12 protein-coding genes are annotated in these 14,942 nt (G+C 60.2%); 11 read left to right on the top strand and 1 reads right to left on the bottom strand.

Annotated elements, in window-relative coordinates; genetic code table 11:
- Nucleotides 1–106 precede the first annotated feature (106 nt).
- The 4 genes from AC1DIG_RS06565 (at nucleotide 107) to AC1DIG_RS06550 (ending at nucleotide 5,554) form a co-directional block, all read left to right on the top strand.
- Complete coding sequence (locus AC1DIG_RS06565) at nucleotides 107–2,671, top strand: TonB-dependent receptor (RefSeq protein WP_477766630.1); 2,565 nt, start codon at nucleotides 107–109, stop codon at nucleotides 2,669–2,671.
- Between the two features lie 113 nt (nucleotides 2,672–2,784).
- Nucleotides 2,785–3,393, top strand: a complete 609-nt coding sequence (locus AC1DIG_RS06560; protein ID WP_477766629.1) for a biliverdin-producing heme oxygenase — start codon at nucleotides 2,785–2,787, stop codon at nucleotides 3,391–3,393.
- Nucleotides 3,394–3,568: 175 nt separating this feature from the next.
- A complete protein-coding gene (locus AC1DIG_RS06555) occupies nucleotides 3,569–3,964 on the top strand; it encodes a YbaN family protein (RefSeq protein WP_477766628.1) in 396 nt (131 codons plus the stop codon).
- Between the two features lie 240 nt (nucleotides 3,965–4,204).
- Nucleotides 4,205–5,554 (top strand): CoA transferase, encoded by a 1,350-nt coding sequence (locus AC1DIG_RS06550; protein ID WP_477766627.1) that lies wholly within the window; start codon nucleotides 4,205–4,207, stop codon nucleotides 5,552–5,554.
- Between the two features lie 141 nt (nucleotides 5,555–5,695).
- Here the strand turns inward: AC1DIG_RS06550 and AC1DIG_RS06545 are convergent, their stop codons facing one another.
- Complete coding sequence (locus AC1DIG_RS06545) at nucleotides 5,696–6,559, bottom strand: DNA-3-methyladenine glycosylase family protein (RefSeq protein ID WP_477766626.1); 864 nt, start codon at nucleotides 6,557–6,559, stop codon at nucleotides 5,696–5,698.
- A gap of 523 nt (nucleotides 6,560–7,082) precedes the next feature.
- Between AC1DIG_RS06545 and arcD the strand changes: the two genes are divergently transcribed.
- The 7 genes from arcD (at nucleotide 7,083) to gcvH (ending at nucleotide 14,938) form a co-directional block, all read left to right on the top strand.
- On the top strand, nucleotides 7,083–8,510 hold the full coding sequence (gene arcD, locus AC1DIG_RS06540; protein WP_477766625.1) for an arginine-ornithine antiporter: 1,428 nt from the start codon (nucleotides 7,083–7,085) through the stop codon (nucleotides 8,508–8,510).
- Between the two features lie 46 nt (nucleotides 8,511–8,556).
- Nucleotides 8,557–9,813, top strand: coding sequence for an arginine deiminase (gene arcA / locus AC1DIG_RS06535; RefSeq protein ID WP_477766624.1), 1,257 nt, complete (start codon nucleotides 8,557–8,559; stop codon nucleotides 9,811–9,813).
- Nucleotides 9,814–9,882: 69 nt separating this feature from the next.
- Nucleotides 9,883–10,893 carry an ornithine carbamoyltransferase gene (locus AC1DIG_RS06530; protein WP_477766623.1) on the top strand — a complete coding sequence of 337 codons (1,011 nt, stop codon included), beginning with the start codon at nucleotides 9,883–9,885 and terminating at the stop codon, nucleotides 10,891–10,893.
- 170 nt (nucleotides 10,894–11,063) lie between these two features.
- The gene (gene arcC / locus AC1DIG_RS06525; protein WP_477766622.1) at nucleotides 11,064–11,993 is read left to right on the top strand and encodes a carbamate kinase; all 930 of its coding nucleotides are present in this window, start codon (nucleotides 11,064–11,066) and stop codon (nucleotides 11,991–11,993) included.
- A gap of 58 nt (nucleotides 11,994–12,051) precedes the next feature.
- A complete protein-coding gene (locus AC1DIG_RS06520) occupies nucleotides 12,052–12,411 on the top strand; it encodes a DUF5064 family protein (RefSeq protein ID WP_477766621.1) in 360 nt (119 codons plus the stop codon).
- Nucleotides 12,412–12,614: 203 nt separating this feature from the next.
- A complete protein-coding gene (locus AC1DIG_RS06515; protein WP_477766620.1) occupies nucleotides 12,615–14,123 on the top strand; it encodes a sigma-54-dependent transcriptional regulator in 1,509 nt (502 codons plus the stop codon).
- A gap of 431 nt (nucleotides 14,124–14,554) precedes the next feature.
- Nucleotides 14,555–14,938, top strand: a complete 384-nt coding sequence (gene gcvH, locus AC1DIG_RS06510) for a glycine cleavage system protein GcvH (protein WP_123426670.1) — start codon at nucleotides 14,555–14,557, stop codon at nucleotides 14,936–14,938.
- Nucleotides 14,939–14,942 lie beyond the last annotated feature (4 nt).

The raw sequence follows: 14,942 nt of genomic DNA, 5'->3' as shown, positions 1-14,942 counted from the left end.
TACTCGATAGCGCTTCATCGTTCGTCTCGTTATAGCCAATGCAATTGATTCGCATCTTTGATGCGGATCTGCACCTATAAGATTCGTGCGACACGGAGCGCTATTGATGTCCTCTCGCCTTACCCGCCGGTCCTCTTCACCTTCCTGCGTGCTGTCCCTGCTGACTGCCGCCATTCTGTTGGCCGGCACGGCACCGGTCATGGCCGCCACTGCCGAACAACCGAGCCGTAACATGGGCGACTACTCGTTCGCGATTGCCCAGCAGCCACTGGTGTCGGCACTCAATGCCTTCACCGCCGTAACCGGTTGGCAGGTCGGCTTGCCGGCCGAACTGGCCGAAGGCGTCGCCTCGCCGGGTGTACACGGCTCACTGCCCCCGGAAAAAGCCCTCGATCGCCTGTTGGTGGGGACCAACCTGAGCTATCGCAAACTCGGCAATAACAACATCGTGCTGGAAAAACGCAGTGTCGGCGGCACCCTCGCCCTGCAACAAATGACCATCAGCGCCACCCGTCAGGAGCAGAGCGTCGACAGCGTACCGAGCACCGTCACCGTGCACACTCGCGAAGAGCTGGACCACGACAACGTCAACACCATCAAGGAACTGGTGCGCTACGAACCGGGTGTTTCGGTCGGCGGCACCGGCACCCGTGGCGGCATCAGCGGCTACAACATTCGCGGTATCGACGGCGACCGGATCCTGACCCAGGTCGATGGCGTCGAAGTGCCCAACGGTTTCTTCAACGGCCCGTACGCCAAGACCCAGCGCAACTACGTCGACCCGGAAATCATCAAACGCGTGGAAATTCTCCGCGGCCCGGCGTCGGTGCTGTACGGCAGCAACGCCATCGGCGGTGCGGTGAGCTACTTCACCCTCGACCCGGACGACATCATCAAGCCCGGCAAAGACGTCGGCGCCCGCCTCAAAACCGGCTACAACTCTGCCGATGACAGCTGGCTGAAATCCGCAACCGTCGCCGGGCGCGCCGAGCAGTTCGACGGCCTGCTGCATTTCAGCCAACGCGATGGTCACGAAACCGAATCCTTCGGCAGCAACAACGGCACGGGGCTCAATCGCACCGCCGCCAACCCGGAAGACGTGCGCACCACCAACGTGCTGGCCAAAGCCGGCTGGAATTACGCCGATGACGCGCGCCTGGGCCTGACCTACGAAAAGTACAAGGACGACCGTGACACCGACCAGCGAAGCGCCGTCGGTGGCCCGTTCAACAATGGCCAGCCAATGGGCATGTACCGCTCGCGCACCGGCAACGACACCATCACCCGCGAACGCTTCGGCCTGGAAAACAGCTTCGCCCTCGATGCCTTGCTGGTCGATCACCTCAAGTGGAGCCTGAACTACCAGATCGCCAAGACCGACCAGAGCACGTTGGAAAACTACTTCCCGTTCAGCCGCAACGTGATGCGCAGCCGCGAAACCCTCTATGAAGAAAAGCAGTGGGTATTCGACGCCCAACTCGATAAGGCCTTCAGCCTTGGTGAAACCGACCATTTACTGACGTACGGCACCACTATCAAGCAAGAGAAAGTCACCGGCTCGCGCAGCGGTAGCGGAACGTGCCTTGCCGTTGGCCGTGGTTGCACAGCGATCGGAGCAATCAGCCCTAGCGATGTGCTGAAGAAGTCCAGCGACTTCCCGGATCCGACCATCAACACCTACAGCCTGTTCGCCCAGGATCAGATCAGCTGGAACAAATGGACCTTCCTGCCGGGCCTGCGCTACGACTACACCCAGCTCAAGCCGCACATCACCCAGGAGTTCCTCAACACCGTGGCCGCCGACGGCAAAGGCACGGTCAGCGACGAGAACAAGACCTGGCATCGCGTGTCGCCCAAGTTCGGCCTGACCTACGCCCTGACCGACAACTACACCTGGTACGGCCAGTACGCCGAAGGTTTCCGCACCCCGACCGCCAAGGCGCTGTATGGCCGTTTCGAAAACACCACCACCGGCTACCGCGTGGAGCCGAACCCGAATCTGGGGCCGGAAAAAAGCCAGAGCTACGAGACCGGACTGCGCGGCAACTTCGAATCCGGTCACTTCGATGTGGCGGTGTTCTATAACAAGTATCGCGATTTCATCAACGAAGACGCCGTCACCCCGGGCTACAACGAGCTGACGTTCCAGAGCAACAACATCAAACGCGCGACCATCAAGGGCGTCGAACTCAAAGGTCGCCTCAACCTCGACTCCTTCGGCGCGCCACAAGGCCTCTACACCCAGGGCTCGGTGGCTTACGCCCACGGTCGCAACAACGACACCGGCGAGCCGCTCAATGCGGTCAACCCGCTGACCGGCGTGTTCGGCCTGGGTTACGACCAGGACAACTACGGCGCCTTGCTCAGTTGGACTCTGGTGCAGAAGAAAAACCTCGTCGATAGCAGCAGCTTCAAATCGCCAGACGGCGTCAGCAGCCAGTTCAAGACGCCGGGCTATGGCGTGGTCGACCTGAGCGGTTTCTACAAAGTGACCGACGACGTCACCGTCAGCGCTGGCGTGTACAACCTGGCCGACAAGAAATACTGGCAGTGGGACAACGTGCGCGGTTACGACAGCGTCGGTGAAGCCGCCGTGCTCAGCCCGGCCAACCTCGACCGTTTGACCGAGCCAGGTCGCAACTTCGCGATCAACCTGATCTGGGATATCTGATCCATGGAGCCTCGCTGCGCTTTTCAGATCAAAGCGCAGTGAGGATTTTTTACGCTGCCGCGTCGTCTGGTTCGTCTAGTTACAACGCGCCTTTCATTCTCAAGGACTTCTACATGACCGCCGCCCGAACCTCTGAACGCCCGAGCTTGCGCTCGCAACGCTTGAACCAGATAACCAACGAGCCGCACAGCAAACTCGACGCACTGGTGAAAGCTCACGCACCGTTCGAAACCCAAGCCAACTTCGCCCGCTTCGTGGTTGCCCAGTACCTGTTCCAGTCGGAACTGGTGTCGCTGTACAACGATGCCGAGCTGATCACCATCGTCCCGGACTTGCCAGAGCGTTGCCGCGCCAAAGCCGCCAAGGCTGACCTGGCCGACCTGGAAACCGACATCCCGGCCCCGGTGGCAGGCGCCGTGAACAGCCCGAGCAAGGCCGAGGCCCTGGGCTGGATCTTCGTCTCCGAGGGGTCGAAACTCGGTGCCGCGTTCCTGATCAAGCGCGCCGTGGGCCTGGGCCTGAGCGAAACCTTCGGTGCCCGTCACCTGGGAGAGCCAGCCGGTGGCCGCGCCGAAGGCTGGAAACGCTTCGTCAAAACCCTCGACGGCCTTGAGTTCAGTGCCGAAGAAGAAGCGGCGGTCGAGAAAGGCGCCATCGACGCCTTCAACCGCTTCACCGTACTGCTGGAACAGGCTTACGCCACCGCGCCAGAGTTAGCCTGACCTTAATGCGATCCTGTGGGAGCGGGCTTGCTCGCGAATACGGACCGACATTCACCGTTGATGTCGACTGTCAGACCGCTTTCGCGAGCAAGCCCGCTCCCACATTGAACGTGGATGCCCGCAAGACCTGATAAACACTTGTCGCTCGTGCACCACGCGGCTCACCATGAGACCCATGACTCAGCTTTCATCCTCCAGACTCACCCGCCTCCTCTTCGGCCTCCTCGCCTACATCAGCCTGGCGCTGGGCCTGATCGCCATCGTCGTGCCGGGTTTGCCGACCACCGAATTCATTCTGCTGGCGGCCTGGGCCGCTACCAAAAGCTCGCCGCGCCTGAGTGCCTGGCTGGAAAACCATCGCCTGTTCGGGCCGATCCTGAGCAACTGGCGCAACGGCAAGATCGTCGCCCGCCGGGCCAAAGTCAGTGCCACTGTCAGCATGCTGCTGTGCGCAGGTTTGATGCTGGTGATGCTCGATCACGGCTGGCCGATCTACCTGGCCATCGCCGGCATGAGCCTGGGCAATGTGTGGATCTGGTCGCGGCCCGAGTCCCTGCCGCAACTCTCCTGAAACTGAACCCGCAGGCGACGCACCCGATGAAATTGATGGATCAGTTCTGGATGTAAGCGCTCCCATCCTTGACGGCAGGTAATCACACTTTTTGTGTCACCCCGGATCAATGTGGGAGCGAGCTTGCTCGCGATGACGGACTGACATTCAACATGGATGTTGACTGAAGTTCCGCTATCGCGAGCAAGCTCGCTCCCACAGTTTTGAACTATGATCGTTCTCTCTTCCGGAGGGCCTTTGATGACTGATTTCCTGACGTCCATTCAAGCCGCACTCGGCTTGCCCACTACCGCGATCACCATTACCTCGAGCGGCGCCCTGCCCTCGGCGTTTGCCGTAACGGACCTCGCCAGCGCCAGCATCGCGGTTGCCGGCCAGGCCGCCAGCGAATTGCTCCGGCAACAGACCGGTCGTTTACCGGCTCTTGAAGTCGACCGTCGTCTCGCCTCCTTCTGGTTCGCCGCCTCGATCCGCCCGATCGGCTGGAACGTGCCACCGCTGTGGGACCCCATCGCAGGCGACTACGCAACTCACGACGGCTGGATTCGCCTGCACACCAATGCCCCTCATCACCGCAGCGCCGCCGAGCAGGTGCTGGGACACTGCTTTGATCGCAGCGCGATGGCCGCCAAAGTCGCCCTGTGGGCCAAAAGAGATCTGGAACACGCGATAGTCGAAGCCGGTGGTTGCGCCGCCGAAATGCGCTCATGGCAACAATGGCAGTCCCACCCTCAAGGGGTGGCGGTCAACACCGAACCGCTGATTCATTTTTCCGTCGGCAACAGCGAGTGCTCAAACGCCTGGCACGGTTCGGTCGCGCAACCGCTGGCGGGCATCAAGGTGCTGGACCTGACCCGCGTCCTCGCCGGCCCTGTTGCCAGCCGCTTCCTCGCAGGGCTGGGTGCCGACGTGTTGCGCATTGATCCGCCGCAATGGAACGAACCGGGAGTGGTCCCGGAAGTCACCTTGGGCAAACGTTGCGCCCGCCTCGACCTGCACAGCAGCAGCGATCGCCAGGTGTTTGAAAGCCTGCTCAAGGACGCCGACATTCTGCTCCACGGTTATCGCGCCAATGCCCTCGAACTCCTCGGCTACGGCACCGCCGAACGGCAGAAACTCGCCCCCGGCCTGATCGATATTTGCCTGAATGCGTACGGCTGGAGCGGCCCTTGGCAAAACCGTCGGGGCTTCGACAGCCTGGTGCAAATGAGCAGCGGCATTGCCGAGGCAGGGATGGGTTGGAAGCAGACGGATAAACCGACACCGCTGCCGGTTCAGGCGCTAGACCACGCCACGGGTTACCTGATGGCGGCCAGTGCGATCAAGGCGTTGACCGAGCGGTTGCTGACAGGGCACGGCAGCTCGGCGCGATTGTCGCTGGCACGCACGGCAAAGTTGCTGGTTGAACAGGGACCGGGAACGGATGAGGCGTTACGGGCCGAAGATGACAGTGATCAGGGAATATTGGTTGAACAGACACCTTGGGGCCCGGCGCATCGGTTGCATGTGCCGCTGAAGATCACGGGGACGCCGTTGCAGTGGGCGATCCCGGCCGGGGAATTGGGTTCCCATCGGGCGCAGTGGTGGTGACTGTTCCACCGCCATCGCGAGCAAGCTCGCTCCCACACTGGTCTGATGTGGACACACCATTTGTGATCACCACAAATCAAAGGTGGGAGCGAGCTTGCTCGCGATGACGACCGAACAGCCAACGCAACCATTGAAACAATTTCAGTCAGCCCGACTCAACGACGTCCACAGTACCTGCGCCGCATACGCCCGACACGGGCGCCAAACCTCGGCACGGACCAACAATTCGCGCGGCGTCACCGGCCCGCCTTCCAGCGCCACCAGTGCGTTGATCAATCCCACATCCCCTGACGGAAACGCATCCATCTCGCGCATCTGTCGCAACGCGATGTACTGCGCCGTCCAGTCGCCAATCCCCCACAATGCCAGCAATCGCGCAACGCCGTCGTCCCGACCCGGTTCAAACAACAAAGGATCATCAAGCAATGCCTGCGCTACGCCAGACAGCGTCCGCCCACGGCTTTTCGGCATTCCTAACGTTGCCAGATCCGCCGCCGCCAACACCGCCGCTTGAGGAAACACATGAGTCAATCCTGACAGCGGCGCAGACAACGGTTCACCGTATTGCGCTACCAGCTTACCCGCCAGCTTGATCGCGGCGCCGACCGTGATCTGCTGACCCAGCACCGCACGAATCGCCAGCTCCAGCCCGTCCCACGTCCCCGGTACCCGTAAGCCAGGACGCTCGGCAATCAACCTCGCCATCAACGGATCAACCGCCAGCTGCTGATGGATGCGCGGCAGATCCGCGTCCAGATCGAACATCCGCCGCAACCGCGCAATGACTTCAGGCGTGGCTGACGCATCAGGAAAATCCAGCCTCACTTCCAGCGCATCACCGGCCGCAGGTGTAATCGAAAACGTACCGTGCACACCGTTCAGGCTGATGCTGCGCGAATACACGCCATCGACCACGCTCTCCAATCCGGTAATCGCCCGCGCCGACAAAAAGCCGAGCATCGCCGGCCAGTCATAAGGCGGTTGATAGTCGAGCAACAGCCTCACAGTGACAGCGCCCCGCCAATCATCGAGCCGACCACCACGCCGAGTCGAAGCGTTTGCGTCGCTTGCGACATCCTTACCTCTCCTCTCAAATCGACTGTTTGTCATGCTTTGAAACCATAACAAATGTTCATTCCATTAAATATGCAGCGGGGCATGACGTTAATCAGATAACGGCAAAAAATAACTCTTATTTAGAACTTTCCCGGCAATGCCACGCAGGCATTTTTCCAGTTTTGTGCGTTATCCCGGATAAATCAATTCTGTACTGAAAACAGACGCACAAAATTTGCACATTCTGAAAAAACAACTGGCTTCAAGGCTCGCAGCGATTAGCAGCCATTCCCGATCAATTTATGCAAAGCGCTCTGGAATAAGCGTTTTGTGGCACGTACAGACTATTCCGGAAGTATTCACACGTCAGTCATTAACAATGGAATGTGACCATCAACTGACCCAGATCAGCTGTTCTATCAGCGAGCGAGTTTATTCTGCGGTTTCTCTTCTCCGGCAATGGAGTCATGCAATGTCTGAATCTCCCGGAAAACTACGACTCGGTGCGTTAGTCGCTCTGGTAGTGGGTTCCATGATTGGTGGCGGAATATTCTCTTTGCCGCAAAACATGGCCGCCAGTGCCGACGTCGGGGCGGTTTTGATTGGTTGGGCGATCACCGCCGTCGGCATGTTGACCCTGGCGTTCGTCTTCCAGACCCTCGCCAACCGCAAGCCTGACCTCGATGGCGGCGTGTACGCCTACGCCAAGGCCGGTTTCGGCGACTACATGGGTTTCTCGTCCGCCTGGGGTTACTGGATCAGCGCCTGGCTGGGTAACGTGGGGTACTTCGTACTCCTGTTCAGTACCCTCGGCTACTTCTTCCCGCTATTTGGGGAGGGAAATACGCCTGCGGCGGTGATCGGCGCTTCGCTGCTGCTGTGGGCCGTGCACTTTCTGGTGCTGCGCGGGATCAAGGAAGCGGCGTTCATCAACCTGGTGACCACCGTCGCCAAAGTCGTGCCGCTGCTGTTGTTCGTCCTGATCGCACTCTTCGCCTTCAAACTCGACATCTTCACTGCCGACATCTGGGGCCTCAAAAACCCCGACCTGGGCAGCGTGATGAACCAGGTGCGCAACATGATGCTGGTCACCGTCTGGGTGTTCATCGGCATCGAAGGCGCGAGCATCTTCTCGGCCCGAGCGGAAAAACGTTCGGACGTCGGTAAAGCCACCGTCATCGGCTTCATCACCGTGCTGCTGTTCCTGGTGCTGGTGAACGTGCTGTCGCTGGGCATCATGACTCAACCGGCGCTGGCCAAACTGCAGAACCCGTCGATGGCCGCCGTACTTGAACACGTCGTCGGTCACTGGGGCGCAGTGCTGATCAGCGTCGGCCTGGTCATCTCGTTGCTGGGTGCATTGCTGTCGTGGGTGCTGCTGTGTGCGGAGATCATGTTTGCCGCCGCCAAAGACCACACCATGCCGGAGTTTTTGCGCCGCGAGAACGCCAACCACGTGCCGGTTAACGCCCTGTGGCTGACCAATGCGATGGTCCAGATTTTCCTGATCATCACCCTGTTTTCGGCCAGTACTTACCTGTCGCTGATCTACCTCGCCACCTCGATGATTCTGGTGCCGTACCTGTGGTCGGCGGCCTATGCCCTGCTGCTGGCGGTGCGCGGCGAGAGCTACGAAAACGCCCTGGCCGAACGCAAGAAAGACCTGGTCATCGGTGCCACTGCGCTGATCTATGCGATCTGGCTGCTGTACGCCGGCGGCATCAAATACCTGCTGCTGTCCGCCCTGCTCTATGCCCCCGGCGCAATCCTGTTCGCCAAGGCCAAGCGCGAGTTGGGCAAACCGGTTTTCACCAACATCGAGAAGCTGATTTTCACCGCGGTAGTCATTGGCGCGCTGGTGGCGGCCTACGGACTCTACGACGGCTTCCTGACCTTGTAGCACCCACTTGTAACACTCGACTGTTTTGTTATCTGGAGGATCTGTAATGACCACGGAAAAAGTTAAGTACGGCGTACATTCCGAAGCCGGCAAACTGCGCAAAGTCATGGTGTGCTCCCCAGGCCTGGCTCACCAGCGGCTGACCCCGAACAACTGCGATGAACTGCTTTTCGATGATGTGCTGTGGGTGGCTCAGGCCAAGCGTGACCATTTCGACTTCGTCACCAAGATGCGTGAGCGCGATATCGACGTGCTGGAAATGCACAACCTGCTGACTGACATCGTTGCCAACCCCGAAGCGCTGGACTGGATTCTGCAACGCAAGATCACCGCCAACTCGGTGGGTGTCGGCCTGGTCCACGAAGTCGACGCCTGGTTGCGCAGCCTCGAACCGCGCAAGATCGCCGAATTCCTGATTGGCGGCGTGTCGGCCGATGACCTGCCCAACAGCTTCGGTGGCAAGACCATCGAAATGTTCCGCGACTTCCTCGGCCATTCCAGCTTCATTCTGCCGCCACTGCCGAACACCCAGTTCACCCGCGACACCACCTGCTGGATCTATGGCGGCGTCACGCTGAACCCGATGCACTGGCCGGCGCGCCGTCAGGAAACCCTGCTGGCCAGCGCCATCTACAAGTTCCACCCGGAGTTCACCAACGCCGACTTCCAGGTCTGGTACGGCGACCCGGATCAGGAGCACGGCAACGCCACGCTGGAAGGCGGCGACGTGATGCCCATCGGTAACGGCGTGGTGTTGATCGGCATGGGTGAACGCTCGTCCCGTCAGGCCATCGGCCAGTTGGCGCTGAACCTGTTCAAGCACAACGCGGTCGAGCGGGTGATCGTTGCCGGCCTGCCGAAATCCCGCGCGGCGATGCACCTGGACACCGTGTTCAGCTTCTGCGACCGCGACCTGGTGACGATCTTCCCTGAAGTGGTGAACCAGATCGTCGCCTTCACCCTACGCCCTGACGAAAGCAAACCGGGCGGCATCGATATCCGTCGCGAAGAAACCAGCTTCCTCGACACCGTGGCCGCCGCGCTCAACCTCAAGGCCCTGCGCGTCGTCGAAACCGGCGGCAACAGCTTCGCCGCCGAACGCGAACAGTGGGACGACGGTAACAACGTGGTGGCCGTCGAACCCGGCGTGGTGATCGGTTACGACCGCAACACCTACACCAACACCTTGCTGCGCAAGGCCGGGGTCGAGGTCATCACCATCAGCGCCAGTGAACTCGGCCGCGGTCGTGGCGGTGGCCACTGCATGACCTGCCCGATCATCCGCGACCCGATTGACTATTAACCTTCAAACCTTGGCCGGGGCTTACAGAGCACCGGCCTTGGGGATAACCGAAACCCAAGGAGATCCAAAATGGCTTTTAACATGCGTAATCGCAGCCTGCTGAGTTTGATGCACCACACCAATCGCGAGCTGCACTACCTGCTGGACCTGTCCCGCGACCTGAAACGTGCCAAGTACACCGGCACCGAACAGCCGCACCTCAAAGGCAAGAACATCGCGCTGATCTTTGAAAAAACCTCGACCCGCACCCGTTGCGCCTTCGAAGTCGCGGCCCATGACCAAGGGGCTCACGTCACCTACATCGACCCGGTGTCGTCGCAGATCGGCCACAAGGAAAGCATGAAAGACACCGCCCGCGTTCTCGGCCGGATGTTCGATGCGATCGAGTACCGAGGCTTCGAACAGGAAATCGTCGAAGAGTTGGCCAAGTTCGCTGGCGTACCGGTGTTCAACGGCCTGACCGCTGAATTCCACCCGACCCAAATGATCGCCGACACCCTGACCATGCGCGAGCACAGCGACAAGCCGCTGCATGACATCAGCTACGCCTACCTCGGCGATGCGCGCTACAACATGGGCAACTCGCTGCTGATGATCGGCGCCAAACTCGGCATGGACGTGCGCATCGGCGCGCCGAAAGCGCTGTGGCCCCATCAGGACTTCATCGATCAGTGCAAAGCCTTCGCTGAAGAAAGCGGTGCACGCATCACGATCACCGAAGACCCGAGAGAAGCCGTCAAGGGTGTGGACTTCATTCACACCGACATCTGGGTGTCGATGGGTGAGCCGGTCGAAGCGTGGGACGAGCGTATCGAGCAACTGCTGCCGTACCAGGTCAACGCCAACATGATGAAAGCCTCGGGCAACCCCCGGGTGAAATTCATGCACTGCCTGCCGGCGTTCCACAACAGCGAAACCAAGGTCGGCAAGGACATCGCGGCGCGTTATCCGAACCTGGCCAACGGCGTTGAAGTGACCGAGGAAGTCTTCGAATCGCCCGCCAACATCGCCTTCGAGCAAGCGGAAAACCGCATGCACACCATCAAGGCGATCCTGGTCTCGGCGCTGGCGGATATCTAACGACCAACGCGGCTCCTCTGGCTGAACACAGCCAATGTGGGAGCGAGCTTGCTCGCGATGGCGCACTGTCAGTCGATTTCAATGTTGCCTGTCACACCGCTATCGCGAGCAAGCTCGCTCCCACAGGAGACCTAGTCGCTCGCAACTTCTCTGATTAGAAGGACTGCATTATGCGTATCGTCATTGCACTGGGCGGTAACGCCCTGCTCCGTCGTGGTGAGCCCATGACCGCGGACAATCAACGCGGCAATATCCGGATCGCCACGGAACAGATCGCCAAGATCCATCCCGGCAATCAACTGGTGATCGCCCACGGCAATGGCCCGCAAATCGGCCTGCTGTCGTTGCAGGCAGCCGCCTACACCTCTGTCAGCCCTTATCCGCTGGACGTGCTGGGTGCTGAAACCGATGGGATGATCGGCTACATCATCGAACAGGAACTGGGCAATCTGCTGGACTTCGAAGTGCCCTTCGCGACCCTGCTGACCCAAGTCGAAGTCGACCCCAATGACCCCGCGTTCCAACACCCGAGCAAGCCCATCGGCCCGGTCTATTCCAAGGCCGAAGCAGAAAAACTAGCGGCCGAAAAAGGTTGGGCGATTGCCCCGGATGGCGACAAGTTCCGTCGCGTGGTGGCCAGCCCGAAACCCAAGCGCATCTTCGAAATCCGCCCGGTCAAGTGGCTGCTGGACAAAGGCAGCATCGTGATCTGCGCAGGAGGTGGCGGCATTCCGACGATGTACGACGAACACCACAAGCTCAAGGGCGTGGAAGCGGTGATCGACAAAGACCTGTGTTCGGCGCTGCTGGCCGAACAGCTTGAAAGTGACTTGCTGGTGATCGCCACCGACGTCAACGCCGCATTTGTCGACTTCGGCAAGCCGAGCCAGAAGGCCGTCGCCCGGGCCCACCCGGACGACATCGAAAAACTCGGCTTCGCGGCCGGCTCCATGGGGCCGAAAGTCCAGGCTGCCTGCGAGTTCGCCCGCAACACTGGAAAAGTCGCGGTGATCGGTTCACTCTCGGACATCGAAGCCATCGTCCAGGGCAACGCCGGCACCCGTATCAGCACGGCTGAACCTGGTATCACGTACCAATGAAAACAACCGGGGCCGGCCTCATGCCCGCCCCGTTTCAATGCCTTTGAAGGAGATGCCCATGGCCATATTTGAGCCCGGTCACTTGCACATCGAGCGCCATGCACTGAACAAGGACGACTTCAGCTACAACCTGTGCATTGACTATGAGGTCACTACCGACCCCAAGGAAGGCAAGGGCATGCTCTTCACGGTGCATGGCTCGGTCGAAGGCAAGGACCTGAAGGAAGACTTCTTCCTGGCCAAAGACCAGGCCTTCGACTTTGCCCGACACGCCACACGCATCACACAGAAGTACGGCATGCCCAAGACTGCCAACATCATCTCACTGCACAAGTACTACGACGAGATGTTCGAAGATGTGCGTGCGCAACTGGATGTGAAATCCGGTGATCCGATGAAACCCGAACACTTGGAATAACCCCCACGCCCCCTGTGGGAGCGAGCTTGCTCGCGATGACGGACTGACATTCGCCATGGATGTCGACTGAAAGACCGCTAGCGCGAGCAAGCTCGCTCCCACATTGGTTCGGTGTTGACGTGAAGTCCTGCGCAGGATTTCACCATTAGCCCGCCCCAAGGCATACTTGCCACCCTCCGCACTCCAGAACACTGAACCGTCCCATGCGTATCCACGTCAGCTTCATCGACCGCGTCGGCATCACCCAGGAAGTCCTGGCCTTGCTCGGTGGGCGTAATCTCAACCTGGATGCGGTGGAAATGGTGCCGCCGAACGTTTATATCGACGCGCCGACCCTCAGCCCGCAAGTGCTCGAAGAGCTGAGCGATGCGCTGTTCAGCGTGCGCGGCGTGCAAGCGGTGACAGTGGTCGACATTCTTCCCGGACAGCGTCGGCACCTGCAACTCGATGCACTGCTGGCGGCGATGACCGACCCGGTGCTGGCCCTTGATAGCGCCGGCAACGTGTTGCTGGCCAACCCGGCATTGATCGCCTTGTACGGCCGTGAACCGGCCGGGGAAAGCGTCGCCGAGCTGTTCGCCGATCCGGCGCTGCTGGACACGTTGCTGGAAAACGGCTTCCGCCTGCCGTTGCGCGAGATCACCGTCAACGGCCAGACCTTGCTGCTGGACGCCACGCCCATCACCGATGCCGGCGCCCTGCTGACCTTGTATCAACCCAATCGCATCGGTGAACAACTCTCGGCGTTGCACCACGATCACGCCGAAGGTTTCGATGCGTTGCTCGGTGAGTCCCCGGCGATCCGCACCCTCAAGGCCCGTGCGCAACGGGTGGCGGCGCTCGATGCGCCGCTGCTGATCCAGGGTGAAACCGGCACCGGCAAAGAGCTGGTGGCCCGCGCCTGCCATGCGATCAGCGCCCGACACAGCGCGCCGTTTCTGGCGTTGAACTGCGCGGCATTGCCGGAGAACCTCGCCGAAAGCGAGCTGTTCGGCTACGCCCCCGGCGCCTTCACTGGCGCTCAGCGTGGCGGCAAGCCAGGCCTGATGGAACTGGCCAACCAGGGCACGGTGTTCCTCGACGAGATCGGCGAAATGTCGCCGTACCTGCAGGCCAAACTGTTGCGTTTCCTCAACGATGGCAGCTTCCGTCGGGTCGGTGGCGATCGCGAGGTCAAGGTCAACGTGCGGATCCTCAGCGCCACTCACCGCGACCTGGAAAAAATGGTCAGCGAAGGCGCGTTCCGTGAAGATCTGTTCTACCGCCTCAACGTGCTCAACGTCGAAGTCCCGCCGCTGCGTGAGCGCGGTCAGGACATCCTGTTGCTGGCACGCTACTTCATGCAGCAGGCCTGCGCACAGATCCAGCGCCCGGTCTGTCGCCTGGCGCCCGGCACTTACCCGGCCCTGCTCGGCAACCGCTGGCCGGGCAATGTGCGGCAATTGCAGAACGTGATCTTCCGCGCCGCAGCCATTTGCGAAAGCAGCCTGGTGGACATCGGCGACCTGGACATCGCCGGCACCTCCGTGGCGCGCGAAAGCGACGTGGATGTCGACAGCCTTGAGCAGGCCGTGGAAGCGTTCGAGAAAACCCTGCTGGAAAAGCTCTACGTCAACTACCCCTCGACCCGCCAACTGGCCAGCCGCCTGCAAACCTCCCACACCGCCATCGCCCATCGATTGCGCAAGTACGGCATACCCGGCAAGGCTTGAGTGCCTCATCGCGAGCAAGCTCGCTCCCACAAGGGATTTTCGGTGATCACATAATGTGTGGCCGGCACAAACCAGTGTGGGAGCGAGCTTGCTCGCGATGAGGCCCGCTGCTACACCATCAAACTCCGCAGTTGCGCCAAAAACGACCTCCATCTGTACTGAATGCGCTACAGCGGAACGATTTCGCTACACACTCGATTAAACTGCGCTGCGCAAGGCTTTGATCCCCATAGGCTTTTTTACACGCCTCAATCCGTAGCGATTTCGCTACAGCCGTGTTTTCCATCTCGCCCACAATATTTATTAACATATTGATTTATAACGAATAAAAAACGTTGGCCGCGTTCTTGCTATGTATCTGGCTATTCAGCTCTGCCCTGCACGAGCATTCAATCGCGTCCACCAGACGAGTCTGGCCCTGAGGAGTTTCCATGAGCGAGTTGCGTTTTACTGAAGATCACGAATGGCTGCGCACCGAAGCTGACGGCACTGTCACTGTCGGCATCACCGCCTTCGCACAGAACGCCCTGGGCGACGTGGTTTTCGTACAACTGCCTGAGCTGCAGTCCTACGACAAAGGCGCTGAAGCGGCCACCGTGGAATCGGTAAAAGCCGCCAGCGGCGTCTACATGCCACTGGACGGTGAAGTCCTGGAAGTGAACCCGGCGCTGGACAGCAGCCCTGAGCTGGTCAACGAAGATCCGCTGGGCGAAGGCTGGTTCTTCCGCTTCAAGCCTACCGACGCCTCGGCTGTCGCCAAACTGCTGGATCAGGACGCTTACGACCGTCTGATCAAAGCCAACGCCGAAGCCTGAGGAG

It is taken from the genome of Pseudomonas sp. 05N431 (assembly GCF_056397005.1).
The sequence above is the reverse complement of the archived record's forward strand: the minus strand, read 5'-3'. Positions and strand labels throughout refer to the sequence as shown.